Here is a 24,884-nt window from a genome sequence, read left to right as displayed (position 1 = left end):
GTCACCAGCCGGCGCTTCCAGGCACGCCCTTGAACGGCCCGACGACATCGGGGGTGATCCAGCCGCCGTAGAACCCGCCGGGTTGCGGGGTGACCGGCTCGCCGTCGACGAGGCAGCGGTCGAGCCGGTCGGCGTAAAAGGCGACGTGATCGCGCATCGCGGCGAAGGCGGTGCTCGGCTCGGGATAGCTCCAGCCGACATCGAGCAGCAGTTCGTCGCCGATCGCTAGATGCCAGTAAACCGCGACGCCTTTCCACTCGCAGAACGAGCGACGCGCCGACGACTGTAGCAGCCCGGAAGCGATGCTGTCGGGCGGCAAATACCAGCTTGGCGGGTGGCTGGTCTCGAGCACGCGGAACGCGGCGCGGGTGTCGGCGACGATGACGCCGTGGTGCTCGATCCGGACGTGGCGGGAGCTCGACTCAGCCACAGCGGGGCGCGGGTAATCCCAGACGCTTTGCTGTCCCGGGGCGGTTGGATCCGGTCGCGGCCTCATGCCCGCGCCTGCCCGCCGCCGAGCCAATGTTGCAGCCTCGGGCGCACGACGAGGAAGCGCAGATAGAGCCGTTCAAGCAAGCCGAGCACGACGGCGTTGCGTGCAAGCAGGCCGAGCGGTCGCAGCAGCGGGATCGCGCGCCACATCGCGGCGAATGCGGCGGCGCCGGAGAGCATCGGCCCGCTGCCGCGTGGGCCTTCCTCCCGCGCATGGAACCGCGCCAGAAGCTCCGACCGACTGCGCGGACAGACGGCGGCCGGCTCGGTCACGTCGACGAAGGCAATCGCGCCGCGGCGGTCGAGACAGCGCATCAGCGCGATCTCGCGTGCGCAAAGCGGACAGTCGCCGTCATGCCAGACCGTGACGCGCACGACGCGAGCCGACGGCGGTGATGCATGGGCAGGCATAACGTTAGATGGCAGCGTCATCGTGGATAAGCGCGACGGCGACAATCGTGTTCCCGGGTGCGCAAGCAGCGGCCCGTACCGTGACATCGCCGACACCTCGCGTCTTCGCCCCACGGTGGAACACCGAAACTGCTACCTATGTGCTTCCGGCACAGAACGAATTGTGTACAAACTCGGTCGAGCCCCATCAAATAATCTGCGTCAGACACCCGCCGGCTTCCGCGACCCTATTGAAAATCAGTCCCTTACCCGGTATCATGACCTCGGCTCTGCGCAGTCGAATTGGGTGTTTAGGATCAGCACACCCTACGCACCTTGGCGGGAGCGTCATGGTACCGAAACGCCAATAATAACAGCGATGTAGCGTCCAGTTATGGTACGGTTTGCCTGATAGATATTATACCATTGCGACATATATTCTATGGTTCACCGTGCATAGGTGAGTGAAAACTCTTAAGCCATTGGTATAACGGCATAATCGCGAAGTTGCGTTATCGGATGCGTATGGTAGGTTAGTGACGCTTTTCGCAGGCCAAGCCACGCCGCCCGACTTTGTCGGAGGTGTCGGTGTCATCAAAGTTGCATCAGCTGTCGGTGTATTATCCGCAGCATGAAGGTCGTGCGTTAAAAGCCAAGGCCGTGGCCGCGCACGGTTCGATTGGGCGTTATCTAAAGTTTCTGATCGAACAGGATCAGGCGTCCAAGGCATCGAAACAACAATCAGATTTCGACCGTCTTAGTGCGCGCCTGGACGAAGTCCTCGAGTTCGCTCGCTATCTGATGGTCATCCAGAACGCGACTGCCGAACGGCTGAGCCCGGGCTTGGTCGCCCAAGTTCAGGAGATTTACCGTAAGCAGTTTGGGGAGGCTCCCAATGCGCGGTAGCTTCCTCGATTTCACGCGCGGGAGCCAGGTCGCCGAGACGGTGGGGATGATGTTCGGCACCGCGCTGCGCCCGATGTTTTGGACCGTCGTCGCAATTCTTCTGACCGCGATCGGCTACCAGTTCTGGCGGCACACAAATCAAGGCGATGATTACTACTGGATGATGCACTGCTACGCCTCGGTGTGGCACTATTTTGCGTTCAATCCGAGCCATCTGATCGGCCTGAAGATGGTCGCCGGCGACACCGTTCGCGTCCCGATCAGCATGATCAATTCGTACCCCGCACTGATCGAAGCGTGGGACCGGATGACCGCCGCGCTCCGGCACGGCGCAGGCATTGGTCTGGTCTTCGGTTTGCCGCTTTCGATCATCGCCGCAATAGCGCTTCGGCGCTTTGGACATGACCTGACACAACGCAAACACACCCGCGGCGCAACCATCGGCGACGTGCCACTTCTGCTTGCCGCCGTGGTCGCCTTGAACCGCGTCCAATGTCTCGATGACAAACGCAAAATCGCGGGACAGCTTTACGGTCGTAAAGCAACGATCAAGATGATGACGCCGGCAGCCCGCGCCGAGGTCGAGGGGATGCTCCACACGCCTTATACGATCGCTGGCGTGCCTTATCCCTGGCGGGCCGAGCAGTCGCACACGATGGTCGTTGGCACGACCGGCACCGGCAAGTCGACGGCGATGAAGGACCTGCTTCGGCAGATCAAGGCCCGAGGCGACCGCGCCGTCGTCTTCGACCTCACCGGCACCTATGTCGAAGGCTTCTTCAACCGGCAAACCGACGTCTTGCTCAACCCGTTCGATAGCCGTTGTCCGGCTTGGTCGCCGTTCGCTGACGCGCACACGCGCGAGCACTTCAAGGAGGTCAGCCAGGCACTCATCCCGGTGGCCGACATCGGCGGCGACAGCTTCTGGCAGGAGACGGCCCGCATGCTGTTCGTCGAGACCTGCGTGCGGCTCGTCCAGCAGGGGAGGGGCAACAACAAGGCACTGGCCGAAGTGTTGATGACGTCGAAGCTCAAGGACCTCCACGCCCACGTCGCGAGGACGATCGCCGCGCCGCTGACAGACCCCGAAGCCAAGCGCATGGCGGAATCGATCCGTGCGACGTTTAATACCTATGCCCAAGCACTCATGGTGCTCCCGGATGAGGGTGACTTGTTCTCGATCCGCGACTGGGTGCTCGGTATCGATCCAGAGGGTTCATACGGCCACGACGAAGGCCTTGATATCCTCACGTCTCTATCCCCGTCCGAGCAAGCTGAAGCCCGTGCTGTCAGTGATTCCGCCGCGGTCGAGAAAAGCGCCGCCGCGAACGACAAATCGATCATAATCGACGCCCTTACCGGGGAAGTTTTGGAAACCGAAGAAAACGCCGCAGCTGCGGCGACCATCGACAGAAACCGCGCGGACGGGAAAGAGGATGAGGCCGCAGACGAAACCTCAATAGTCTCACGAGCTACCGATCCAGAGTTGTCTGAAAGGGCACCGATAACGGCTCAGGACGGCGAGCGTCGACAACGTCCGCGACGCCGCCACTCTGCAGCGCAAGATCAAGCTCGAGCCGCTGGTCCTCCCGACCGAGTTCGGCGAGCTGCCCGACCTCCACGGCTACCTCAAGTTCCCGCAAGGGTTGCCAGCGGCGCGGGTCAAGCTGACCTACGTCAAATATCGGCGCCAGGCCCCCGGCTTCATTGAGCGCGAGATCGCTCCGCTGCAGCTTCCCGGGTTCGACCCCGATCCGGCTGCCGACGCACCGGTAACATCGGTCAGAGACTTCGTCACGGTTAGGCCATCGGTTGCGCCGAACGTTCTAGCTTCGTCGACCGATGCGGTTACGCCTGCATCAGAAGATGATGCAAACGGCGGCACGTCCGGGACGCCTGTCGATACGACAGGCGAGGGCTATCAGACAGCGGTCGGCAGCGAGCCACCCGAGCGCGCCCCGATCGACGTTGCGAAGCTGATCACCCTCCCGACAAGGGTCAGCACGGACGTGTCGCCCGCGATGGTGACGACCCTTAAGCGGCTAAGCGCCGATCCACTTGTTGGCGCGACCTCCGGAAAGGCAGCGTCCCAACGCGAACCGTCAGAACCCGATCGCGGCGACGACGTTGGCCGTGCATCAGAGGCCGTCCGTCGAGATCAGACTCTTCATCTCGGCCTCAGAGAACTTACACTCAACTTCGGCCCGCGCGATCGCTCGCACGCGCATCGCAGCGACATCGCGGGAGGCGTGGTCTCCGCACCCGCCAATCGGCGCGCAGCCGAGCAAAGTACCGAAGCGGACGTCGCCGATTCCAACGTCGGCCGCGACCATGACGACGAGCATAGCCGGTGATTTCGGCAGCGAGCGTTGGCGGGGCAGGGGCCGCGGGGAGCTACTACACGCGCGACAACTCCTACAGCGCCGAGGACCTCGAACAGAGCTCGCAATGGCTTGGCGCTGGTGCACAGACCGCGGGCCTCGTCGGGTCGGTATCGATCGATACGTTCACCGAGGTCCTCAAGGGCCGCTTGCCTGACGGCAGGGTGATCGGCAACGGCCAGACCGGCTCTCACCGCGCCGGGATGGACCTGACATTCTCAGCGCCGAAGTCGCTCTCGATGCTCGCTTACGTCGGCGGAGATACCCGCCTCCTCGATGCCAATATGGCAGCAGTAAAAGCCACGCTCGCCTGGGCAGAAAAGCACCTCGCCGAGGCGCGAACTGGCGCCGGCGGCGCGAACGTCGTCAAGACCGGCAATTTAATCGTTGCCCTGTTCCAGCACGACACCAGCCGTAACCTCGATCCCCAGGCGCATGTGCATGCCGTTATCGCCAACGCGACGCAGACAGCCGACGGTAAATGGCACGCGCTGCACAACGACAAGCTGTGGTCGAACAACACGCTGCTCGGCTCGATCTACCATGCCTATCTCCGCGAAGGTGTGACCAAGCTCGGCTACGCCATCGGCAGCATCGGCAAGCACGGCAGCTTCGAGATCGCTGGTGTCGACCGGAACGCTGTCGAGGCGTTCAGCACGCGCCGCGCCGAGATCCTCGCCGCCGCGGCAGAAGTCCTCGACTATCAAAGCCCGGCAGGTCTCGAGCAGGTCGCGTTACGTACGCGCGCCGAGAAAGCCGATATCGCCGATCGCGGCGAGCTGCTGCAAACGTGGCAAGATCGCGCGGCGGCGAACGGCATCGATCTTACCCCCGTCGTCGAAGCGGCCCGAACCGCCGCTGCCGCTGCCGCCGAGCAACCATCCGCTTGGACGAAGCTCGTCGCTGGCACCCGACTGATCAGCGAGCGCACCGCTCGTATCGTCGACTACATCCGCGAGCATCTGGGCATCGAGCCGAACGACAACGCCGTCCTACTCCCCGCGCGTGCCGAATATGGCACCCCCATTGAGGTCGCCGCCGCGCACGGCGTCGCCTCGGCAATCCGGCATCTCCACGAGCGCGAGGCGGCGTTTAGCACCGCCGGGGTAATCAAAGCCGCGCTCGATCTCGGCCTGCCAATCACGATCGGCGACGTCGAACGCAATCTCAAGTCGCTCGCCCGCGAAGGCAAGCTTGTTGCCGGCACAGGCGACCAGAAACATATGCTGACGACGCCCGCGGCGATCGGCTTCGAGCGGGCGCTGCTCGACGCGATCGCGAGAGATCACGGCACCGTCGTGCCGATCGTCGCCGACCGCGATGACGCCGGACAACGTCTGCAGAGCGCTGCCGCGACCCGCGGGCAGTTTACCCTCAATGCAGGGCAGGAAGGCACTGGACGGCTGATCCTCGCCTCACGCGACCGTATCGTCGCGGTGCAGGGGATCGCTGGCGCCGGCAAGAGTGCCGCGCTCGGCGCCGTCGCCGACGTCGCCCGCGCTCAGGGGCGCAACGTCCTCGCGCTTGTCCCGACGCACAAACTCGTCGACGATCTCGGCCGTGGTTCGGGCATCGACACGATGACGACTGCGAAGTTCGTCGCCAGTCATCAATGGCTCTTGAAGGATACGGTCAATCCCGAGCGGCTCACGTTCGCCCGCGAGGCATTCCACGGCAGCGTCATCGTCGTCGACGAAGCGTCGATGCTCGGCACCGGCCAAACGACCAAGCTGGTCGCGCTCGCCAACCTCCTCGGCGTCGACCGGCTCGCGCTCGTCGGTGACAAGCGCCAGCTCGGCGCGATCGAAGCCGGCAAGCCGTTCGCCCAGGCGCAGGACCGGGTCCAGACCGCCGAGCTGACCGAGAATCTGCGGGGACGACATTCCCTCGTCCGCGCGGCCGCCGAGCACGTCAACAACGACCGGCCCGTCGCGGCGCTCGACGTACTGAAACCATGGACCCGCGATGCGGCGGCCGAAGCGCCTACGTTGCGGGACCGCGACAGCCGCCGCGACTGGCTCGTCGCCACCGCCACCGCCGAGTACCTGGCGCTGACACCCGACGAGCGCGCGTCGACGCTGCTAATTTCGTCGAGCCGCGCGCTGGGAGATGCGCTCAACAAGGGCGTTCAGCGGGCGCTGGTGGAGGAAGGGCGGGTAGGGGCCGGGTTGCTCAAGCTGCAGGTGTTCGACACGCTCAGTCTGACCCGCGAGCAGGAGCGCTACGCCAGCAGCTACGCGATCGGCGCGATCGTCGAGATCGGCCGCGAGATCAAGGATCAGAAAATCGCCCCTGGCAGCGCGACGGTGACGGCGATCAAGAACAATATCGTCGAGCTGACGCGAGCCAACGGCACGGTCGATCGGCTGGACCCGAAGCGCCTATCGGATCGGCGGACCGCCAACAGCTTCCGCATCGGCACGATCAAGGAGATCGAGCTTCGCGAGAACGACAAGGTGCGCTGGACCGCGAACGACCGCGACCGCGGCCTGCTCAACGCCGGCATCGCCGACGTCGTCTCGATCGGCGAAAACGGCGTTGTCGTACGCAACGCCAGCGGCATCGAGGTGACGCTTCCCACCCGCGACAGGATGCTAAAGAACCTCGACCTCGGGTATGCGCTCAACACCCACAAGGTCCAGGGGGCGACCGCCGACCGCGCAATCGCAGTGATGGACAGCAGCGAACGCTCGCTCGCGAGCGCCAAGCTGTTTCTCGTCAACACGACCCGCCCACGCGATGCGATAACGCTCGTCATTGACAGCCACGACCGCATCGCCGCCGGCCTCGAGGGCAATAGTGGCGACAAGACGAGCGCTCTCGAAATTATCGGCGCGCTGCGCTCTCTGTCGCCACCAGTCCGCCCTGGAGAGCGCGAAGCGATCGCCGCCGGCATCGCAGCGCGGAATGCGAAGTCGGAGGCACCAGAACCGTCACGCGCGCCGCCCGAGCGGTTCATCGAGCGCGTGCCCGCGCGCGCACCGGAAATCCAACCAGACCACGGCCTTTAGCCGCAATGACGCAGCCCACAATCTTAATTACGGCGAAAGACAATGAGTCTTCAATGACATGGCGAAGATGATCGCCGTCGCACTGCTTGAAGCGTTCAACAAGCTGACCCGTCATTGCCGGAGAATGCGGCCTTGGCACCAGCACCTCAGACGCCACCGGCAGGCTATGGAGGCGTATCGTCAAACCCAAAAAACTGCCTAACCAATTGTAATCATTTAACATAACCCATATTATCAAACTTTGGGCCGCAGTCGATTCCGGCCGATGAACGGGGGGGACGATATGCAAAGCTATCGACTATTCGACCGGTCCGTTTCGCCGGCGGATGAGGACTTCGAGGCGATCCTCGCCCGCGCCCACGCCAAGCGCGCGCGGGCTCTATGCGAATGCCGGGACGATGTTGAGCTTGCGCTCTACGTCGCCAAAAGAACCGGTGGTTGCGTGCTTGCACGCTGGCCTGGTAGCGGCGCGCAGCATCTGCCCGGGTGCGATCACTATGATGCTCCTGATGATCTAACCGGAATCGGCCAGGTCCTCGGCAACGCGGTCTGCGAAGACGAGACGGGCGACGTCTATTTGAAGCTCGCGTTCCCGCTGAAACGCGGCGCGGCGCGTGCAGCCCCGTCGGCGATCACCAACGAGAAGCCCGCGTTGAAGCACAATGGGCGCAAGCTATCGATGCGCGGCCTGCTTCATGTCCTGTGGTACAAGGCCGAGCTGACCCACTGGGTGCCGCGCATGGCAGGCAAACGAAACTGGTACGTCGTTCGCCGTGCGCTGCTCGGTGCCGTCGAACACTGCTGGGCCAAAGGCGCCACGCTCGGCCCGTGCGTGTTCATCCCCGAGACGTTTAAGAGCGATGACGTCGCCGGCATAGCGGGTCGACGGCATACGACGCTGGCCCCTGCCCGTGTTTCCGACACGCTGATGGTCGTGATCGGCGAGGTGAAGTCGATCGGTGCGTCCCGCTACGGCGAGGTCATCACCCTCCGACACCTCGCCGATTGGCCGCTGTACATGGACACCGACACCGCCGCGCGGTTCCACAAGCGGTTTGCGCTCGAGCATGATCTGTGGCGATCGTCGGCCGCCGAAGACGGTCATCTGATCATCGCTGCCAGCTTCGCGCTGAGACCATCCGGCGCGGCAGAGATGTTCGATATCGCCCTTATGCCGGTGACCCGTGAATGGCTGCCATACGAGAACTTGCCCGAGCGCGAACTGCTTCGCATCGCCGTCGCGGCGCAGCGAAAGTTCGTCAAGGGACTTCGGGTCGACCTGAATCCTGACCGGACGATCGCGAACATCACATTGACTGATACGCAGCCCACTGCGATCGCCGTTCACATCGCCGCCGATACTGAAAACGAGATCGACAACGATGCGCTTGCCGCGTTCCTAGCAACGGAAGGTGTCGAGCATTTTGCGTGGCGACCCGGTGCGACGCTCCCCATAGCCGGCGTGGCGAGCACCATTATTGATTGGGCTTCTAAAGCCGATCATAGCTTAGTTCGCCTACCGCCATTCTTCGACGCCGTGCACCCTTAAAAACAAGGTGCGCGCATTCAGACCGTTCAATCGTCTCGTGTCGTCCGCGCTAATCATGTATCCCGACGAAATCATATATTTATGCAGGTCGCACATAGAAGCGCGGTCGGCCAACCATCAGTAAGACATCGATGACCCCGACGCCCGAACAAGCGCAGATTCTCGCGCGACCGCCACAAGGCATCATCAAAGTTGCCGCCGGTGCCGGATGCGGAAAGACCTCGACCCTCGTCGAATATGCCAAGCGCTGGCCGGCGAAAGGCCTCTATCTGGCGTTCAATCGCTCGATCGCCGACGAGGCGCGGCGGAAGTTCCCGGGCTCGATCGAGACGCGAACCGCCCATAGCTTCGCACACCGCGCGCTGCAGATCGGCAAGCGCGGCGACCCGATCAACAAGTTCCGCTTCGAGCACCTGCGCCCCTACGATGAGTTTATCCGCCCGGTCGATGGCATGACCTACGGTCAGGTTCGTGCCGCTATCCTGAACACGCTCGACAGCTTCCTGATCGATGCCGGCAGCAAGCTGCGCGCCGACCACTGCCAGCTCGCGGATCTCGACCAACGGTCGGCGATCCGCCACATGGTCAAGGCGATCGCCGTCAAGCTGCTCCGGTTCGAGCGGCACGACCTGCCAATTACCCACGACACTTACCTCAAGGCGTTCGAGCTGTGGCATCGGATCGAAGGGAATTTTGCATATCTCCTTCTCGACGAAGCCCAGGACCTCAACCCGGTGCTGATCTCAGTCGCGCGCAAGGCGGCGCTCCCGACGGTCGTGGTCGGCGACACGTACCAGTCGATCTACCGTTTCAGGGGCGCAATCGATGCGATGCAGCAGTTCTCGGCGGAGGAATTGCCGCTAACGCACAGCTGGCGCTTCGGCCCGAAGATCGCGACGCTGTGCAACCGCATCCTCAAGCACCACTCGCGGCCGCCGCGGCGGCCGCTGCACGGCAACCCTGCGATCGAGAATGAGATCGTCCGCTACGGCGGGGCAGCAAGTGCCGGCCCCGGCACCGCAATCCTCGCCCGGACCAACGCGCGCCTGTTCGAAGGCCTGTCGCTGGTCGATAAGCCGTTCCACCTCATCGGCGGGTTTGCCGGGCTCGAGCGCCAACTTTCATCGGCCTACGCGCTGCGCCACAACCAGCTTGCTCAGGTCACCGACGCCGACGTTTCCCGCTTCACGTCGTGGGGACAGTTTAACGACGCGGCCGAGCGCGGCGACGTCGATGCACGGCGGCTGCGCGACATCGTCGAGAAGCACGGCTCTGAGCTTCCAGCGCTGCTGCAGAGGCTCGCCGGCCTGCACCGTGACAAGGAAGGCGACGCGCAGATCACCGTGTCGACCGCGCACAAGGTCAAAGGGCGGGAGTTTCGCACTGTGTTCGTGCTCGACGACTTCGACTCTCCGCGCGAGCTTATGGCCAGACGCGCCAAGGATGCGACCAAGACCGAGGAAACAGATCAGCTCCTCAATCTTCTCTACGTCGCCTGCTCACGCGCCACCTATCGCCTGTGCCTCGCGCCAAAGCTGTTCGACGAACTTTGCTGACCCTGAGCACAGACGAATCCGTGTGTGAATACGACCAGCGCCGTCTGGAGACGCCACCTTACCGCAAGACTGAATTGAGAACCGATGCAAGCCGGACCCCTGCACGCTCAAGCTGAACTTGGACGATCGGAATAGCAGTGACCCTATAATCCTCGCCGAGATCGATCGAGCGATGGCCGCGACCGCATGAATCGATGACCGACAAGTGCCGATAGGCCACGCGAACGGCGATATCCCAGCTCTCCCGCGCCCACGCCGCCGGCGACAACTCGCGCGCTCGACCGGCGTAATCCGCAGCGGCGGCGGCAAGACCTGCAACACCACCCGGTGTTGCACGCAGGGCGTCATCGACCAGCACCCGGTCCCATTCGGCGTGGAGGTTGAGCGGGTAGCGCCCGAATTGAGGCACCACCTTGACCTCATTACCTCCGCGATCGCCATCATCACCGACGTGAAGCGGTTGATGGATATCCCCGACCAGATGCTCAACCCAAAGAAGTGCCTCGAGGCGAACCGTTGCGGGAGCATTCCTGTTGGCGAGCACGGCGAGCTCGCGATCGTAGCGACGAACAACGAACCGGGCCTCGCGGTCCTCGGGCAGTACGAACGGCCGACAGATCGAGACGTCGACATAATGCCATGTCGCGGTCTGCGCATAGCGATCGCGGTCCTGCGACCGAACGCAATCCGCCCACGTTGCGCCATCCTCGAACGATCCAACCGGACATACCGGCGTCGCCAGATCGGGCGCGGCCACCAGCAGCTGCGCGACGTCGCGCTTCGCCACCGGCGTCAGCTGCGTCCAGGCAATGTCGGCGATCGCGCGGTGGCCCCTGTCACCCCACGCGCTCGCGGGAGAAGCGATCGCAACGGCGGCGGCAAGGATCAGGGCGGCCCGCATCACGCTCCTACAGGCCGATATGCGACACCGATCCGTCGCTCGGCCGACGCCCGGCGACGAAGATGATGGGAGATCAGCCGATCCGCCTCGGCGAGCGTCGGAAACGATACGCGCTTGGCCGTCGTCCATCCCCCAACCCTGCCCCACGCCGTCTCGACGACGTGGAAACCGAACAGGTCTTCCGACACCTCGAGCGCATAGCGACGAGCGATATTGCGAGCGTGATCGACGGCCAGCAGCTCGAGACGACCGTCGATCAGTGTGTACGGCGCGGGAGTGGAAAGGCTTGGCATGGCGCACGATCCATCGGTGACGGACTGGAATCGTAGCGCAGATTGTGCTAGAAGTGTACTTGTATTGTTCTGAATGGACGGTGTGATGAGCGACGTTGCTCTTGAGGCTGAAGTTGCCCGCCTTCGCGACCAGGTTGCGAAGCTCGAGGCCGCGCGTCCGGCCGATTTGGAAGGTTTCCGCCAGCTCAACGACGCGATCGTGAATAACCGCCTCGGTGCATTTGTACGGGAAAAGACGCAGCCGCGATGGCTAACGATCACCATACTTGTGCTTGTTGTGGCATTGCCCGTCTGCTTCTGCATTTGGGTGGGCCTGAGTAGAGGGTCTACCTGATAGTTTGCGGTTAGCCTGCAGACTGCCCCGGATTCTATAGGAGTCTTCAAGGAACGATGCCGTTTGTGGCGTCGCTTGCCCAACCGGCCCAATGCTTGGGACCGACAGAACGAACGCTCTTATCCGGATCAGCTGACACACCTCGCGTGGCACTCCGAAGATCACCGACCCCACGGTCGATGACGCGACCGCCATACTGCCGACCAGACACAAACTCCTGCGCAAATGCGGCGCGTCCGGCATCCAGTGATCCGCCGTCAGGTCCAGACGCAGACGGGATACTTCCAGCTGACGATACGGACCCAGTGGACACTGGATGTATCTTGGACTGGGCGTTTGCGCTCGGTCGGGTAATTCCAGCCGGCGTCGGCGCGACGAGGCTCGGTTCGACCCCAGCGGCAACCCGCGCACGTTCCGCCTTCACAAAGCCGGCAATGAAGAACGCCTGCTGTGCCTGCTCGTCCGGCGTCGATGCAAGTTCACGGGTCGGATTCCACGGCTTAGTACCGTCAGCGTAGGCACCGCCGGCGGCGAGTTTGCGCTGCTCGCCGTGGACATATTCCACGAAGCGCTGGCTGAGGTTGCCAGAGACCGACACGCCTTCACTATCACGCAGTGAAGCTGACTTCTCAAAACGCTGAGCCTGGTCATACGAAGTGCGTGCCTCCTGACTACGACTGGCAGCCTGAGAGTACGAGGCGCTTGCTGAATTTGCTTTCGCCGAAATGGAGCTATCGCCCGTGCTCCTAACAGCGCGATTGAAGTCGTCGCGCTGGTCGCGGAAATCCTTCGACTCTGCCACGCTAGCGAGGATCTCGCGAGCTTTGCCGGCGTCAACGCTGCCTGTCGTCGTGCTCGAGTTAGAGGAGCTTTTCCGGCCGCCAGCAGCGCCGCTGATACCAGCGCGAGCGCCAAGAAACCCACCGCCCGGGGTGCTGAGACTGCCGTCTACCTGCCCGGTCAGGAACAACTCGGACGCCGCACCGTCGGCCTCCGCCTTGGAGAGGTGAGCGCTCTCCTGAAGGCGCTGGGATAGCTGCCGTTGAGCGCTAAGGCCCGACGTGATCGACTGCCGTGTATCAGCACCAATGTCATTGCTGTTCGACACCGTATGCTGAAGCGCCGAGCGCAGCTCGCTCGCCTGCGTGTTCGCCGTGGAAAGCGAGGACGACGCGCTATTCGACAATGTCTCCGATCGCGAACGGGCCTCGGTTGCCGACGTCGAGAACGACGACTGCAGATCCGACGTCAGCGATGGGGTGACCGCAAGGCGAGAGAGTGCGCCGCTGGCATCGCCGACCTCGGCTCCCGGGTAGCCGTGCGTCATGAACCCGTCGCTGCCGCGCGTGTTGAAGACTGATGCGCCCGACGAGTAGCTGGCGACGTCGCTCCAGTTGTTCGACGAGCGATTGTTGCCCGAGAAATTATCGAGGCTGGTGTTGCCGAGCGCGATGTTGCCGGTCGACGCCTCGTTCGCCGCGACCTCGGCCGCGTTCTGCGACGGCTGCAGGAAGCTCGTCGCGTTGCTCGAGATCGCCATCGCGCCCTTGGCGATGCCGCCGGCGAGGAACGGCACCGACGCCATCATATAACCCGCGAGCATCGCGATATCGCTCGCCGCATCGCTGATGCCACCGATGTGGAACAGCGTCGGAGATTGGTGCATCTCGCCGCCAGCGGCACCCGTTAGCGTGTCGACGCCTTTCAGCATCATGATCATATGGAGGATCGCAAACAGCGGCCCCCACGCGGCGAGATAGAAGAACCCGGTGACGTAGCCTTTCAGAGCGGGGACCCCGCCGGTCGGCAGCAGGAACAACGGGAAGAGCACCGGGAACAGGGCATAGAACATTACCGTCAGCACGACGTGGAGGATCGGCACCCACTTCTGCGCCGCCGCGGAGATCGATCCGTAGGTGTTCTTGGTCTGGATTTCGGCGCGCGTCTGCGCATAGACGTCGACCGCGCCACCGCCGCCGGACGCCGACATTGTGTGCATCGACTGGGTGAACGCGTTCAACAACAGCGTCTGCTTGAACGTCGCCGAGCCGTCCTGACTGACTCCGGTCAGGAACGTGTATGCGCCGCCGAGGTCGGCCGCGAGCTTGGCACCGACGACGGCGTCCGGGCCTTTGTAGAGCAGCCGACCCAAGCCCCACGTTGCGCGGTTCTCGGCATCGGTCCATGCCGTCGACAAGCGGCCATAGGCAGTCTGACAGGTGACGATGTCGGTCGTGGTCGTCGCGTTCAACGGATCGATCGTGATGTATTTCTGGGCACGCGCGGGGCTGCCCGGACCGATCGACGCCCATAAGTCGGTGCTTTCCCCGAGAGCCGTCATCGTCTTGTGGCCGAGCAGGATGTCGTAGAACACGCAGTTGCGGATATGCTCGTCGAGGTTGGTCGCAAACTCGGGATCGTCGATCCGCATCGCGTTTGCGGCTTCGATCAGACGCGCCCCGTAGACCATGCCATTGGTCGCATATTGCATGTCGGTCGGCATGCCGAACACGACCTCGGATTCGCGCGTGAGATAGTCGCCGACCTGGCTGGTGAAGCTCGCGACGAGGCCGAGGCCGATCGGCACGTTGGCAACATAGGACGGTGCGAGGCTGGGGTTGATCCGGTCGATGACCTGGACGTCGACCCTTGGCACCATCAGGCACATGTACATCAGCGTGCCCTGGAGGAACCAGTTGATCCACGCCCGCCAGTCGCTGTTGAAGGCGACAACGAGGCACGACATGGTGAAACCCATGACGAGGACGACCTGGAGCAGGCTCTTGTAGCCGCCCTCTCCGGTCCACGCGGCAACGGCGTTGAAAGTGTTGACGATGTATTCGCCGCCCCCAATCGTGTAGACCTCAACGACCGACATACGCGCCCTTCCTTCTCCGCGCTTTCCCGCCCCGCGCCTCTGCGCGTGGCGAGGACTCCTAGTTCAGACCGTGCGAACCGACCGAACGCGACCAGTCGAGCGTCGCCGTCATCGTCGGCGACATCTGGGCGGCGAGCGTCGATTCGAGGAACGCGGTCTTCTGAATAATCTGCATCAGCGCCGAGACCTTGGCCTGGGTGTTCGCCTGACGCTCGGCGAGCGCGGTCCGCGTCGCGACGAAGTTCGCCTGCCACGCCTCGGCCTTGACCGCGTCAGCAGCCGTGAGCGTCGCCCGGGTCTTGCCGACTTCGGCCATCAGCTGGTCGAGGATCGAGGTCAGCAGGTCGACCGAGGTGATCTCGGCAAGCGTGTCCGAGCTTTCGATGCCCGCACCCCGCCCGGCAGCCGCCTGAACCGCGAGGATCTTGTAGAGCGGCAATGATGCGACCTGGAGCAGCGCGATCTGCTGTGCGGTCAGCGCCGTGTCGCTCGCCATGTTTGCCGCCATGCCGTCGATCAGCGCCTTTACCCGGTAGCGGATCGCCTTTGCCGCCGCGATCGTCGTCGGCTGCAGCGTCGGCGCCGTGCACGGGTCGGCCGTATCGCAGGTCCACACCTTGACCGCCCCAGTGGCGTCGGTGCCGTCGAGAAGCGCGGTCACCAGCGTCGTCGAGACGTCGCCGGGAATTGTATTGTAGACGCCCGGGTTGCCGTCGGTTGCCGGCACATAGATGATCGTGCCGACCATCGTCATCACGTATTGGGCTAAACTCGTATCCATCGTTCCGCCCGGCGCAAAGAAGTCCGACTTCTTCATCATGTGCCAGGTGAAGTTGATCGGGACGCTCATCGCCGCGGCATCCTTGAACTGCGGATCAGCCGCCGCCGAGGTCAGGGTCGACGTCCGCGAACCGCCGTTGCCGCAGCCAGCCATCGACGCCGCCATGTCGGAGAACACGCCGGTCGAGCTGCCGAACTGCTGGCAGATCTCCTTGTCGGCCATGTCGGACTTCGGCCACACCGAGCCGACGAGGCCCGCCGCCATCTGGCAGCTGTTGATCGCCTGATTGTTCATCAGCTGCGCGGTCTGCTTCATCTCCTCCATAACCTTGGAGCACTCGGGGCAAACGGTATCGATCGCGAGCTTGAAGGCGAACCCAACCGCATTGTTGGCGATCGACTTCATCAGCGAGATCAGCTGCGACGAGTTGATGAACGAAAACGACCCCGCGAAAATGTCGATGCCACCGCAACCGGCGCTGGCGTGCGGCAGCTGCAGGTTCATCAGGCTGGTGTTCTTCTGCGGAAACCGCGTCCAGATATTCCCGGCCGAGTAATATCCCGCTTCCTGTCCCTGATACGCACTAGGCCCGGTGACGTTCGCCGCTGCGCCCATGTCATTGAAGTATCCGTCCATCGCGCCGGCGACGTCGGCGCGCGCAGGCGACGTGAGCAGCGGAACTACCAGAAGGTTGGCGGCGGCCAGGACAAACAGCGCCGCGCTGCCGTGACCGGCAGCCCGGCCGAAGAGGCGCGGGAGCGAGCGAAGGCTGATCTTGGTACGCAGCCAGATGAGCAGCCGGGCGAGATTACAGATCGGGCATAGTGCCAGATAAAGGGTGACCAGCCCCCTCCCCGCGCGCTTCAGCGACGCCTCGAGCGCGATCATGAACCAGCGGGGAGCGTCCATTGTCAGCCTCCGATTGCGGGTGCGCGGTCAGTAATCACTGCCGGGCTTCGTCTGGGTAAGCGTGTAGATCCGGTCCATCAGCTCGTCGGCGGCTATGACGCCGTAACCGATCGGCACCGCGCGATGCGTGACGGTGTCGAACAGGACCACCGCCGGCGTCGCCTTCGACGTCAGGCCCATGCGCTCGCGCTGGCCGCTGTCGACCGAATAATGGGTGAACACGTCGGACGGTCCGCCGTCGGTCGAGATCGCCATGACGTGCAGACCATGGCTGTCGGTGACCGACTTCAAAATCGGCGAGAAGATCTCGCACGCGCCGCACGACTGGGCGAAGAAGTAGAAGATGCCGTAGCGCTCGCCGAGATGGTTGATCGCCTGGTCGCGGTCGACCTTCCGGTCATTGAGCCACGCCGCCTTGGCGACGGTCCCGACCGGGCGCTGGAGCGTGTAGTCGAGCTCGGGGTTCTGCCACACGGCGCGCTGCCAGACGTCGGAGAACATGCTGGCGCGGTCGAGCTGCTCACGCTGAAACTGGACATAGGCGGTGATGTTCTCGGTCGACGGCTCGAGGATCGCCTTCGCCTTCAGTTCGCGCAGCTCGGCGGTGACCTTGTCGAGGCGCTCGGTCGCAGTCTCGGCCGGGGCTGCGGGGGGCGGCGCGACCGCAGGATCGACCGGCTTGGCCTTCGGCTTGGTGCAATAGAACCAGGTGCCGAGTTTGCGCTCGGCACAATAGAAATTGCTGCCGTTGGCCGGGTCCTCGATCATGGCACCGTCCGCCGCGATCGCCGGCGCGATCGGCGCAGCGATCGTCATCAGCGTCGCAATGCAGGCGAGCAGCGCGCGCCCGCGGTTCACAGGGTTACCCATCGTCATCCTCCTGGTGCTCACGCGTCGTCATCCCGAAGATGATCGACGCCTTGAAGTAATCGCCGGTCGGGTCGACGAGGCGAACGAAGCCGGCGAACGCGGCAAAGGTGGTGTCCTCGCCCGCTTTGGTCACAAGCACGCGCAGCGGCTCGGTCGGATGCGGCTCGATCCAGTGCCGCTCGAGCATCCGGGTATAGCAGGGGCGAAGGTCGACCGGCTCGACCGGAACCCGGAACTGACGTGCGAACTCGGCCGCGAAGTCGTCAAGCTCCGCTGATCCGGTCCGCATGAGCAGCATCGCCATGCCGATCTCCATGATCGTCATCCCCGCGCTGTCAGTGAACGCCACGGTCATGAAATTATTGCCCTCCATCAGTGGTGCGTCGCGAAATAGTCGGTGATCTTGGTCTGCATTGACGTCGTCGTCGCCAGCTCGTCGGGCAGGACGGCGGCGTCGGTGAAGTCGGCGTAGATCTCGCTAAAATCCATCCGCGACAGGTCGAGCCGCTGGAACTCGTCCATGGTGAACCCGGGACATGTCTCCTTCGACGGATCGCCGTACGGCTTGCCGATCTGGACGCGGCCCTGCTCCTGCAGGATGCGGCTGATCTTCGACAGGTAGCAGCAGTGCGCCTCCTTCTTCTGCAGGCAGATCCCGAACAGGGTGTGGCTCGAGCAATAGCTACCGACGAGGCTGCACAGCCCCTTGTCCTGCTGGATCTTCAAGGCGGCGTCGGCCGCGTTGCAGCCGCCGAGCAGCGGCAGGCCGCGCGGCACACAGCAGTTAATCAACCCGAAGATCGCCTTCTGGCAGGTCTGCCGCGATCCCTTGAACAGGGTGAGGTCGGCGGGGTTAAATTCTTTGCCCGCCTGGCTCGCGGCATTGAGCGCGACCGCGGCGTTGGCAAAGTCGGTGTTCGGCGTCCGGACGATCGTGTCGCACGACCCGTTGAGGCAGTAGACGTCGCCGTCACAGATGAACTGGGTCTTGTCGGCCGGACCCGGCGGCACCGGGCATTTATAGACCCGGTCGGTCGTCGTGCACGGCAAGCCCGCTGGGCTCAGGCAGTCTTCGCGCTCGAACACGCAGCCGGTCGGCAGACTCGAACAGTCGTTGCTCGGTGCAGTCGAGAGGCCGCCGCCACAGGTATAGGTCCGCGACCACGCCCAACACGGTTGCGTGACCGATACGCCGCTGACGATACGCGTGACGGGATCGCTGTCGGTGCAGACGTCGGGCGCGGCCGTGCACGTCGTGTCGCCGGCCCAGGTCGCGCACGCGCTCGTATCGGTCACCGAGCCGGTATAGACGGTCGACGAGCCGAGCAGGGTCTGCCCGGGAACGATCGCCGAACACGTCATCGTGTAGATCGGATCACCGGGCTCGACGCAATCGGGCCACGCACCCTCGAGGCACCGGCCATGCCGCGATGCCGTCACACTACAGGCGGCGGCGTAGAACGGGTCGCAGCTCGCGGTGTGATTACCGCGATAATCGCCGTCAGTGCACTCGTAGCGATAGGTCGACGCGAACTGCGGCGTCACCGGAATGACGCACGAATGCGGCACCGATGGGTCGATCGTGTAGCCGGTGTTGCACGTCACCTCATAGGTCGCGCCCGAGGGCGTGCTCGGCGGCAGCGGATGACACGATCCCGGCGCTCCGGCGACACCGTAGCCAGCGACATACGTCATCGGATCGGCAGCAACAGTCCTGCCCCGCGCGACCGTCGCGTCGAGATCGACCGGCGCAAAATGCGCTCGACTGGCGACCGACGAGGTCACGACCTGATAACCGGTCGTCCCCGGTGCCGCAGCCGCGGCAGCGGGGGCGAGGCTGCTCGGCGACGTGTAGTAGCTCGTCTCGGGCGGCGTTGTGGCGACATAGCCGGGGATGGTCGACGGCGTCGGCGTCGTCTTGGCATTGGTCGCGGCGCGCGGGCGAAGCAGCGCCCCGAACGCCTTGCCGTCATCGTGTGCGGTCTGACCGATCGCGACGCCGCCACCGAACGCGATACCCGCGGCGACGAGCAGACCGATGAAGCGACGCCCGATCATCGCACCGCCTCGAGGTGACGGCGGGCCGGTCGCTGCGGACCCGGCTCCGCACCCGCGATAAGCCTCGCGCGGACAACGGCCGGGTTACGCCCATCGCCGGGCAGGAATCGAACGACCGGATAGCCGCCGCAGGCGAGCAGCGCGTCACGCGCCTGATCCTTGGCGGTCACATGCGAATGATCGTCGAGCTCGACGATGGCGATGACCTCGCCCGCACTGTCGACGACGACAAAATCGACGACCTTCTGGCTGAACCGGCCGAACGTCGACCACCACTCCTTACCTGAGAGACCCGCAACCGGCTTGAGCAAGGCCCCCATCCCGACCTGGGCGAAGATGCGCTGGTCGGGCAGCGCGATCTCGAGAACGTGCCAAAACCGGACCTCTGCGGGGGTCATCAGACGCTTCCGCTCGATGCGCGACAGCCACAGCCTTCCCGCTCCTAGACCGGCAATGCGAATGAGCAGGAGCAAAACCACGATCCCGCACGTGAGCAGCGCATACCCACCGGCGACGCGCCACACGCCTCCGGCAGCCGCTTGGCCCGCAGCCGTCAACTGCGCATGCAACTGCGGCGTCACCCCTGCCCTCCGCGCCGAAGCCGCGTAAGATAGACCTTAGCCGCCGCCGATCCGGGACCGCGCCCACCGGCGATCGTCGACAGCGCATAGTCGGTGGTGACGTTGCCAGCGACGCGATCGTACGCGGGCAACGTCGTTGTGCAGTGAAACCCGTCGCACGGCTCGACGTCGCCGGCGGTCACGACATAGGTCGGCACCGCCTGAACATCGAACGCGCGGAACAGTCGTGGGTCGATGCCGACGCCGTCGATCTTCTGCCCCTTGTCGAACGCGGGCGCGAGACCGGTCATGAAATCCTTGACCGACCCGTTCTTGAAGCCGCGAAAGACCACGACACCGCCTGCCTTGGTGACATCGCGGCACAGCGTCTTGAGTGAGGGCACCGGCATCGACAGCGAGGCGAACACGATCAGCTTGGGGCGCTCAGTCTTCGACCCCGCGGCGGAGGCATCAGCTCCGGCGATCATCGCATCGAAGTCGAAAACACCCTTCGCGCCACCCGTCTTGACCGAGCCGATACGCGCCCGGTTCGCTTGCGCGCTAGTGCGCATATCGAGGGCTTCCTGACGAAGCGCTTCGCCGCGCTTGCCGACCTCGGCCGAGAACGCTTCGAGGTCGTGCGACTGCGCCTTGGCGCGCGCCCGCGCCGCGCCGACATCGACGCCTTCGACAACCTGCGCGTGGATCGGCGCGAGCCACGGCACGACGATGACGTCGACCGCCAGCACGAGAAGCGCGGGGAGGAGGAGGCGCAAGCGGGGCGCTGACGGGAGACGATCAGCCATCACAGCACGCAGCAATTGCGTTTGCGCCAGACGAGATAGCCCATGTCCTCGCCGATGACGGGTAGCATCTGACCCGAGCCGACCGCGGTCGTCGCGCCGATCGGCGGACAGGTCCCCGGGCCGAACGTCGACGGCACCGGGTTTGTCATCTGGAAGCGGTACTGCGACTTCTGCATGATCGGCATGACGTACGGGCCGCACAGCGCCGCCCCACCCGACGTGCCCCACGCGATCGCTTCACGGTGCAGCTTGAACGCGAACCGCTCGAGCGCGAGGCGGCTGCCCTGGACGTGGCCGTATTGCGCCGAGTTATTGCCGTTGAGCGGGTACATCGTCCCCTGGCACCCGGCGCACCAGAACAGCGCGTCATTGGGGAGATGGGTCGATGCGAGCACGCAATCGGCGGCGCAGGCGGCAACCGCGAGCGGGTTCGAGAAGATCACCGCTTCGGGATTGATGATGAGCGTCAGCTCGCTGTCCTGCCACAGCGGGTCGATCTCGGTCAGGTAGAGGATGTCGATCGAGCCCTTCTCGAGGCAGATCCAGTCGCCGATCAGCTCGAGCCAGTAGATCAGCGGGTACATGTACCAGTGGATGTGCCAGCTGCCATTGTTCTGCTGGTCGCCGCCGACCGCGCTGGGTCCCGCCATCGTCTTGAACCCGATGTCCAACCCGGGATCGAGCTTGAGGCCGCCGAGGTTGACGAAGCACCACGGCTTCATCGAGACGTCAGCAAGCCTAACCGGCTCCCAAAACCCCATGGCGATACCGATCCGGGGGATCGGGGTGGCGCACGCGCACACCGGCAGCGCCGGGTTCGACGTGTCGACGTTCGACGACGGCCAGATCGACAAGCCCCCCACCGACAACGGGAACAGGCAGCCCCAGCAGATGTCGGTGATCGGGTTGACGAAGTGGCCGGTGCAGACGCCGGGGGCGGCTGCGACCGGCGGTGCCGCGCCAAGGCCGAACGCGGCCATGATGATCGACACACGCGCCAGCGCTCGGAAAAGGAACGACCCGCGCTTCATCGCGGCGTCCACCACTTTGCGCTGTGACCGCGGCGGAGCCTGACGGTAGCCGCCCACAGCCGGGTAAACACCCCTTCGGGTGCGGCGGCGCGTCGATCGAGAACGATGACGTCGCGGCGACCGGAGGCCGGTCGACCCCTTCCCTCCGCGCGCCTCAGATCGATGCCACGAACGACGCTGTCGATGTGAGCCGCCTCGCGAGCAGGCGTCCAATACGCCGCTTCGACCCGACGACACAGGACCCAATAGAGCAGGACGGTGACGATCGCGCCGATCATCGAGACCGCAACAACCCCGACCGCATAGATGCTGAACTGGCGGATCGGCTCGATGCCGGCGACGCCCAGCGCGGTGACGAGGCACAGCGTAGCGCTGGCGAGGCGAAGCCGACGCAGGTACGGCGGCTGCGGTGCCGGTGGTGTCGCCATCCGGCTCTGGTCGATCATGTTCATGGATGACCTCCACTGAGGCTATTGGCGGACGTCGGACGTGGCGGCGGCGCCGTCTTGCGCGACGGCCGACGGCGAGACGGCGCGACCCTAAGGGCGGCGATCGGCGGAAGACCGAGCAGCCGTCGCTCGAGCAACAAGGCAAGCAGCGAAATCGAATCATCGACCGCGCCGACCTCGAGCCACAGACCAGGCCGCGCGGCGAGCCATTGGCGGAAGTTCAAATCACGGATGATCGTCAACCCGATCATAGCGCGGCCTCCCGACGGGCAGCGCGAGGCGGCACGACCTCGGTCACCTTGAGAACATGTCCGGCCTGCTCGACCACCGCCGGCGTGTGGCGAATGCCGAACTTCGCGATCAGTTTGCCGCCCTGGTCGAAAAACACTCGGCGCTGCTCTGCCTTCATCACCGTGAACGGCGACCCGCCGGTGAGGATCAACTTGGCATTGGTGACCGTCGTCGACTTGATTGCCCAGCGCAGCTGCGCCGCGTCGTCGGCATCGATGAACACGAGGCTCTGACGCAGCGAGACGGTGTCGAGCGGGTTGACCTTGCGGCCCTTGGGAATGATCAGGTTGCCGCGATGGTCGAAGATGTCGCTGCCGACGGTGATCGTCGGGTCATAGGTCCACGACCGCACCGCTGTCGTCGGCGACAGGCCCTCAACCGGCGGCGGCCGCTTGACCTTGGCCTCGGTCCGCGCGGCGAGCGTCTTGTTCATCGCGGCGATCTTGCCCGAGGCCTGCGCCGCGAGCAGACGCGCCTCGATCGCGGCGAGAAGGTCGGGCTCGATGACCGGTGTGGTCGTGCCGAGCTGGCCGTAGTCGCGCGCGGCAACCGTGCTTGCAGCCAAGCACGCTACCACGATCGCACAGGCGGTGCGCGGGATAGCGGATGAACGAGGCACTAGTAGCCGAGCCACTCGAGCACCTCCGCACCACGATAGTCCTGCTTGTCGCCGACCTCTGCGAGGAAGGCCGCCGAGCCACCTTCGACATCATGCTTATCGATCTCGGCGATCGCTTCAGCGCGCGAGATCTCGACGTCCCACGCCTCCCACATCGGCACGCCCGAACGGACCCAGGCGACCGCGACGGTCACAGGATCGCAGTCCCGGTGCCGAACACGCGGTTCATGCAGATCCAGCCGATCGCGGCGTAGCGGCTGTCGAAGCCGTCCTTGTGGCCCGAACCGACGTAGAAGCAGCCGCGCGGGATGACGCCGGTCGGTCCCAGCGCCAGCGGCTCGCCGCGCGTCGAGGTCGCTTTCGCCACCGAAACAGGGTGGCCGTTGACAAAGAAGGTCCGGCCGACGCGGGTGACGACATCGCCGGCGACGCCGTAGACGCGCTTGCCGAACGCCGACGGGTGCGCCCCGAAGTGCGCGGTCATCAGCGCCGACGGCGGTGGGTCGAAGAAGACCAGCGCACCGCGTACGGGCTCGTGGCTTTTGTCGAGGACGAACGCCCAGTTCGGCAGCGACGTCGTCGTATTGATGAGAATGGTATGGGTGTCGCGCCAGTCCGACAGGCTGCTCGCGGCGGCATAGATCAGCCCGGCGCCGGTGATCGTCGCATAGAAGCGCTTGCGCTTGCCAGTCCAGAACCGTTCCCTGTCGGTCGCCACGCTGGCGGACGAGCCACCAATGATCTTGTCAGCGGGCATCTTCGCCTCCAGCCGAATTGCAGGCGCGGACACGGGAGCCGCGCGAGGGTTTGACGAGACACGGGATCAGACCGAGCCCCGCGCCGAGCACACCACAGCGGGACGACGAGCCGTCGCTGATCACGACGCTGGCGGCGGCCAGGAGCATGCTGCTCGTAACGACCACGGCGTGGAGCCCCGTCGGCATCGCTACCTCCCCGCCGCCGAGATCTGGACGGCCTTCAGCTTGGCATCGATGTTCGCCTTGAGCGCCGGCGTAACGTCGGGGACTGAGTTGCCGGCGACGGCTTCGGATACCAGCACGGTCGTGCCCTGCTCGGTCAGCTCACGGATCGACGCCTGGGTCGCCGCCAGATAGAGCTTGGTCCGCATTGCCGAGGTCTCAGGTGTCCCGCCGTTGTGCGCCTCGGTGGCGATGAAATCGCGAACGATGGTCGCGAGGCTGACCGAGACCATGCGATGCGAGCGCAACGCGAGGATCTCGCGGGTCTGCCACGCCGACAACAGGCCGAGCAGCAACACGATCGCCGCGAGGATCAGCGTCGGAATGGGCAACCCGGCGAACGTACGGTCCTGGAGTGCGACCGGTGCTATCGGCGTATCACCCACCGCGACCGGCTCGCCATCGCGCGAGCCGTCGGACCCCGGCAGGTACAGAGAATCAGCGGCGCTCATGCCCCCTTCCCTTCGCGCAACTCGCGGCGCACGCGCCGGACGAACAGCGGCCCGCGGACCGCGAGCGTCACGCCGAGAACGATGACGAAGACCTGCACCAGCTGATGCTCGAACGCTTCGCGGCGACCGAGATCGGCGGCAACGTAGCGCGAGGCGAGGTTGTCGACGTGGAGGAAGAAGGTGTCGACGTGGCCGTGGCTGATGACGATGAACATCGCCACAGCACAGCCAAGGATGCCAAGCAGGTTTCCGGCAAGCCAGCCTGTTGTTGTAAGGGCGACATAGGCGAGATCGGTGAGCGCCTCACTGCTGCGCAAAGTGGGACGCTCACGCCGAATATATGTGTCCGCGCCCTGGGTTATCGTCACCGGAACGGAGGGCAGATCG

25 protein-coding genes and 2 pseudogenes are annotated in these 24,884 nt (G+C 64.5%); 8 read left to right on the top strand and 19 right to left on the bottom strand.

All coding sequences use genetic code 11. The features are described 5' to 3' along the window. Position 1 precedes the first annotated feature (1 nt). Positions 2-496 (bottom strand): DUF427 domain-containing protein, encoded by a 495-nt coding sequence (locus KTC28_RS21595; RefSeq protein WP_216710731.1) that lies wholly within the window; start codon positions 494-496, stop codon positions 2-4. After that, positions 493-903 (bottom strand): DCC1-like thiol-disulfide oxidoreductase family protein, encoded by a 411-nt coding sequence (locus tag KTC28_RS21590; protein WP_216710776.1) that lies wholly within the window; start codon positions 901-903, stop codon positions 493-495. The genes KTC28_RS21595 and KTC28_RS21590 overlap by 4 nt, the downstream gene beginning before the upstream one ends. Positions 904-1,470: 567 nt before the next feature. Between KTC28_RS21590 and KTC28_RS21585 the strand changes: the two genes are divergently transcribed. The 7 genes and pseudogenes from KTC28_RS21585 (at position 1,471) to KTC28_RS21560 (ending at position 10,285) form a co-directional block, all read left to right on the top strand. Then, complete coding sequence (locus KTC28_RS21585; RefSeq protein WP_216710732.1) at positions 1,471-1,788, top strand: hypothetical protein; 318 nt, start codon at positions 1,471-1,473, stop codon at positions 1,786-1,788. Continuing rightward, a pseudogene (locus KTC28_RS21580) lies at positions 1,778-2,929 on the top strand (type IV secretion system DNA-binding domain-containing protein); the annotation flags it as partial. The gene KTC28_RS21585 and the pseudogene KTC28_RS21580, both read left to right, overlap by 11 nt. A gap of 412 nt (positions 2,930-3,341) precedes the next feature. Continuing rightward, positions 3,342-3,401 (top strand): annotated as a pseudogene (locus KTC28_RS23390) (hypothetical protein); the annotation flags it as partial. Between the two features lie 33 nt (positions 3,402-3,434). Next, positions 3,435-4,142 (top strand): hypothetical protein, encoded by a 708-nt coding sequence (locus tag KTC28_RS21575; protein WP_223132332.1) that lies wholly within the window; start codon positions 3,435-3,437, stop codon positions 4,140-4,142. Further along, the gene (mobF, locus tag KTC28_RS21570) at positions 4,139-7,180 is read left to right on the top strand and encodes a MobF family relaxase (protein ID WP_216710735.1); all 3,042 of its coding nucleotides are present in this window, start codon (positions 4,139-4,141) and stop codon (positions 7,178-7,180) included. Before KTC28_RS21575 ends, mobF begins: the two co-directional genes overlap by 4 nt. A gap of 283 nt (positions 7,181-7,463) precedes the next feature. Beyond that, positions 7,464-8,729, top strand: coding sequence for a DUF1173 family protein (locus KTC28_RS21565; protein ID WP_216710736.1), 1,266 nt, complete (start codon positions 7,464-7,466; stop codon positions 8,727-8,729). A gap of 131 nt (positions 8,730-8,860) precedes the next feature. Continuing rightward, a complete protein-coding gene (locus KTC28_RS21560) occupies positions 8,861-10,285 on the top strand; it encodes a UvrD-helicase domain-containing protein (RefSeq protein WP_216710737.1) in 1,425 nt (474 codons plus the stop codon). A gap of 58 nt (positions 10,286-10,343) precedes the next feature. Here the strand turns inward: KTC28_RS21560 and KTC28_RS21555 are convergent, their stop codons facing one another. Further along, positions 10,344-11,186, bottom strand: a complete 843-nt coding sequence (locus KTC28_RS21555; RefSeq protein ID WP_216710738.1) for a S1/P1 nuclease — start codon at positions 11,184-11,186, stop codon at positions 10,344-10,346. Beyond that, complete coding sequence (locus tag KTC28_RS21550; protein ID WP_216710739.1) at positions 11,186-11,479, bottom strand: WGR domain-containing protein; 294 nt, start codon at positions 11,477-11,479, stop codon at positions 11,186-11,188. Before KTC28_RS21550 ends, KTC28_RS21555 begins: the two co-directional genes overlap by 1 nt. Before the next feature lie 85 nt (positions 11,480-11,564). Here KTC28_RS21550 and KTC28_RS21545 point away from each other — a divergent pair, with 85 nt between their 5' ends. Then, a complete protein-coding gene (locus KTC28_RS21545) occupies positions 11,565-11,813 on the top strand; it encodes a hypothetical protein (protein ID WP_216710740.1) in 249 nt (82 codons plus the stop codon). A gap of 46 nt (positions 11,814-11,859) precedes the next feature. On the opposite strand, the gene KTC28_RS21540 is transcribed toward KTC28_RS21545, so the two are convergent. From KTC28_RS21540 to KTC28_RS21470, 15 genes are all read right to left on the bottom strand, one after another. Then, positions 11,860-14,691: a conjugal transfer protein TraG N-terminal domain-containing protein gene (locus KTC28_RS21540; protein WP_216710741.1), complete on the bottom strand. Its 2,832-nt coding sequence runs from the start codon at positions 14,689-14,691 to the stop codon at positions 11,860-11,862. A 58-nt stretch (positions 14,692-14,749) separates the two neighbouring features. Next, the gene (locus KTC28_RS21535) at positions 14,750-16,381 is read right to left on the bottom strand and encodes a conjugal transfer protein TraH (RefSeq protein ID WP_255602544.1); all 1,632 of its coding nucleotides are present in this window, start codon (positions 16,379-16,381) and stop codon (positions 14,750-14,752) included. Between the two features lie 27 nt (positions 16,382-16,408). After that, the gene (traF, locus tag KTC28_RS21530; RefSeq protein WP_216710742.1) at positions 16,409-17,251 is read right to left on the bottom strand and encodes a conjugal transfer protein TraF; all 843 of its coding nucleotides are present in this window, start codon (positions 17,249-17,251) and stop codon (positions 16,409-16,411) included. Further along, positions 17,244-17,606, bottom strand: coding sequence for a hypothetical protein (locus KTC28_RS21525; RefSeq protein ID WP_216710743.1), 363 nt, complete (start codon positions 17,604-17,606; stop codon positions 17,244-17,246). The genes traF and KTC28_RS21525 overlap by 8 nt, the downstream gene beginning before the upstream one ends. 17 nt (positions 17,607-17,623) lie before the next feature. Beyond that, positions 17,624-19,309 (bottom strand): conjugal transfer protein TraN, encoded by a 1,686-nt coding sequence (locus tag KTC28_RS21520; RefSeq protein WP_216710744.1) that lies wholly within the window; start codon positions 19,307-19,309, stop codon positions 17,624-17,626. Continuing rightward, positions 19,306-19,890 carry a DUF2726 domain-containing protein gene (locus KTC28_RS21515; protein ID WP_216710745.1) on the bottom strand — a complete coding sequence of 195 codons (585 nt, stop codon included), beginning with the start codon at positions 19,888-19,890 and terminating at the stop codon, positions 19,306-19,308. The genes KTC28_RS21520 and KTC28_RS21515 overlap by 4 nt, the downstream gene beginning before the upstream one ends. Next, on the bottom strand, positions 19,887-20,645 hold the full coding sequence (trbC, locus tag KTC28_RS21510) for a type-F conjugative transfer system pilin assembly protein TrbC (protein WP_216710746.1): 759 nt from the start codon (positions 20,643-20,645) through the stop codon (positions 19,887-19,889). The genes KTC28_RS21515 and trbC overlap by 4 nt, the downstream gene beginning before the upstream one ends. Before the next feature lie 29 nt (positions 20,646-20,674). Then, positions 20,675-21,655, bottom strand: a complete 981-nt coding sequence (gene traU / locus KTC28_RS21505; RefSeq protein ID WP_216710778.1) for a conjugal transfer pilus assembly protein TraU — start codon at positions 21,653-21,655, stop codon at positions 20,675-20,677. Between the two features lie 47 nt (positions 21,656-21,702). After that, positions 21,703-22,158, bottom strand: a complete 456-nt coding sequence (locus tag KTC28_RS21500) for a hypothetical protein (protein WP_216710747.1) — start codon at positions 22,156-22,158, stop codon at positions 21,703-21,705. Continuing rightward, positions 22,155-22,406 (bottom strand): hypothetical protein, encoded by a 252-nt coding sequence (locus tag KTC28_RS21495; RefSeq protein ID WP_216710748.1) that lies wholly within the window; start codon positions 22,404-22,406, stop codon positions 22,155-22,157. Before KTC28_RS21495 ends, KTC28_RS21500 begins: the two co-directional genes overlap by 4 nt. After that, positions 22,403-23,011 carry a type-F conjugative transfer system protein TraW gene (gene traW / locus KTC28_RS21490; protein ID WP_255602542.1) on the bottom strand — a complete coding sequence of 203 codons (609 nt, stop codon included), beginning with the start codon at positions 23,009-23,011 and terminating at the stop codon, positions 22,403-22,405. The genes KTC28_RS21495 and traW overlap by 4 nt, the downstream gene beginning before the upstream one ends. A 53-nt stretch (positions 23,012-23,064) precedes the next feature. Further along, positions 23,065-23,259 (bottom strand): hypothetical protein, encoded by a 195-nt coding sequence (locus KTC28_RS21485; RefSeq protein WP_216710783.1) that lies wholly within the window; start codon positions 23,257-23,259, stop codon positions 23,065-23,067. Next, entirely contained in the window at positions 23,256-23,822 is a 567-nt protein-coding gene (locus KTC28_RS21480; protein ID WP_216710750.1) for a S26 family signal peptidase, read from the bottom strand. The genes KTC28_RS21485 and KTC28_RS21480 overlap by 4 nt, the downstream gene beginning before the upstream one ends. 189 nt (positions 23,823-24,011) lie before the next feature. Then, the gene (locus KTC28_RS21475) at positions 24,012-24,497 is read right to left on the bottom strand and encodes a TrbI F-type domain-containing protein (RefSeq protein WP_216710751.1); all 486 of its coding nucleotides are present in this window, start codon (positions 24,495-24,497) and stop codon (positions 24,012-24,014) included. Continuing rightward, a complete protein-coding gene (locus KTC28_RS21470; protein WP_223132331.1) occupies positions 24,494-24,814 on the bottom strand; it encodes a hypothetical protein in 321 nt (106 codons plus the stop codon). Before KTC28_RS21470 ends, KTC28_RS21475 begins: the two co-directional genes overlap by 4 nt. Between the last annotated feature and the right edge of the window lie 70 nt (positions 24,815-24,884).

This window comes from Polymorphobacter megasporae, from assembly GCF_018982885.2.
Classification (GTDB): domain Bacteria; phylum Pseudomonadota; class Alphaproteobacteria; order Sphingomonadales; family Sphingomonadaceae; genus Polymorphobacter_B; species Polymorphobacter_B megasporae.
The sequence above is the reverse complement of the archived record's forward strand: the minus strand, read 5'-3'. Positions and strand labels throughout refer to the sequence as shown.

What these genes read in the sequence shown, in the direction of transcription:
- KTC28_RS21525 (WP_216710743.1), bottom strand. Translation starts at nt 17,606, where the DNA reads ATGACCGTGGCGTTCACTGACAGCGCGGGGATGACGATCATGGAGATC.
- traF (WP_216710742.1), bottom strand. Translation starts at nt 17,251, where the DNA reads ATGGGTAACCCTGTGAACCGCGGGCGCGCGCTGCTCGCCTGCATTGCG.
- KTC28_RS21495 (WP_216710748.1), bottom strand. Translation starts at nt 22,406, where the DNA reads ATGATCGGGTTGACGATCATCCGTGATTTGAACTTCCGCCAATGGCTC.
- KTC28_RS21475 (WP_216710751.1), bottom strand. Translation starts at nt 24,497, where the DNA reads ATGAGCGCCGCTGATTCTCTGTACCTGCCGGGGTCCGACGGCTCGCGC.
- KTC28_RS21550 (WP_216710739.1), bottom strand. Translation starts at nt 11,479, where the DNA reads ATGCCAAGCCTTTCCACTCCCGCGCCGTACACACTGATCGACGGTCGT.
- KTC28_RS21560 (WP_216710737.1), top strand. Translation starts at nt 8,861, where the DNA reads ATGACCCCGACGCCCGAACAAGCGCAGATTCTCGCGCGACCGCCACAA.
- KTC28_RS21565 (WP_216710736.1), top strand. Translation starts at nt 7,464, where the DNA reads ATGCAAAGCTATCGACTATTCGACCGGTCCGTTTCGCCGGCGGATGAG.
- KTC28_RS21545 (WP_216710740.1), top strand. Translation starts at nt 11,565, where the DNA reads ATGAGCGACGTTGCTCTTGAGGCTGAAGTTGCCCGCCTTCGCGACCAG.
- traU (WP_216710778.1), bottom strand. Translation starts at nt 21,655, where the DNA reads ATGGCCGCGTTCGGCCTTGGCGCGGCACCGCCGGTCGCAGCCGCCCCC.
- KTC28_RS21500 (WP_216710747.1), bottom strand. Translation starts at nt 22,158, where the DNA reads ATGAACATGATCGACCAGAGCCGGATGGCGACACCACCGGCACCGCAG.
- KTC28_RS21480 (WP_216710750.1), bottom strand. Translation starts at nt 23,822, where the DNA reads ATGCCCGCTGACAAGATCATTGGTGGCTCGTCCGCCAGCGTGGCGACC.
- KTC28_RS21555 (WP_216710738.1), bottom strand. Translation starts at nt 11,186, where the DNA reads ATGCGGGCCGCCCTGATCCTTGCCGCCGCCGTTGCGATCGCTTCTCCC.
- KTC28_RS21595 (WP_216710731.1), bottom strand. Translation starts at nt 496, where the DNA reads ATGAGGCCGCGACCGGATCCAACCGCCCCGGGACAGCAAAGCGTCTGG.
- KTC28_RS21590 (WP_216710776.1), bottom strand. Translation starts at nt 903, where the DNA reads ATGCCTGCCCATGCATCACCGCCGTCGGCTCGCGTCGTGCGCGTCACG.
- KTC28_RS21520 (WP_216710744.1), bottom strand. Translation starts at nt 19,309, where the DNA reads ATGATCGGGCGTCGCTTCATCGGTCTGCTCGTCGCCGCGGGTATCGCG.
- KTC28_RS21540 (WP_216710741.1), bottom strand. Translation starts at nt 14,691, where the DNA reads ATGTCGGTCGTTGAGGTCTACACGATTGGGGGCGGCGAATACATCGTC.
- KTC28_RS21535 (WP_255602544.1), bottom strand. Translation starts at nt 16,381, where the DNA reads ATGGACGCTCCCCGCTGGTTCATGATCGCGCTCGAGGCGTCGCTGAAG.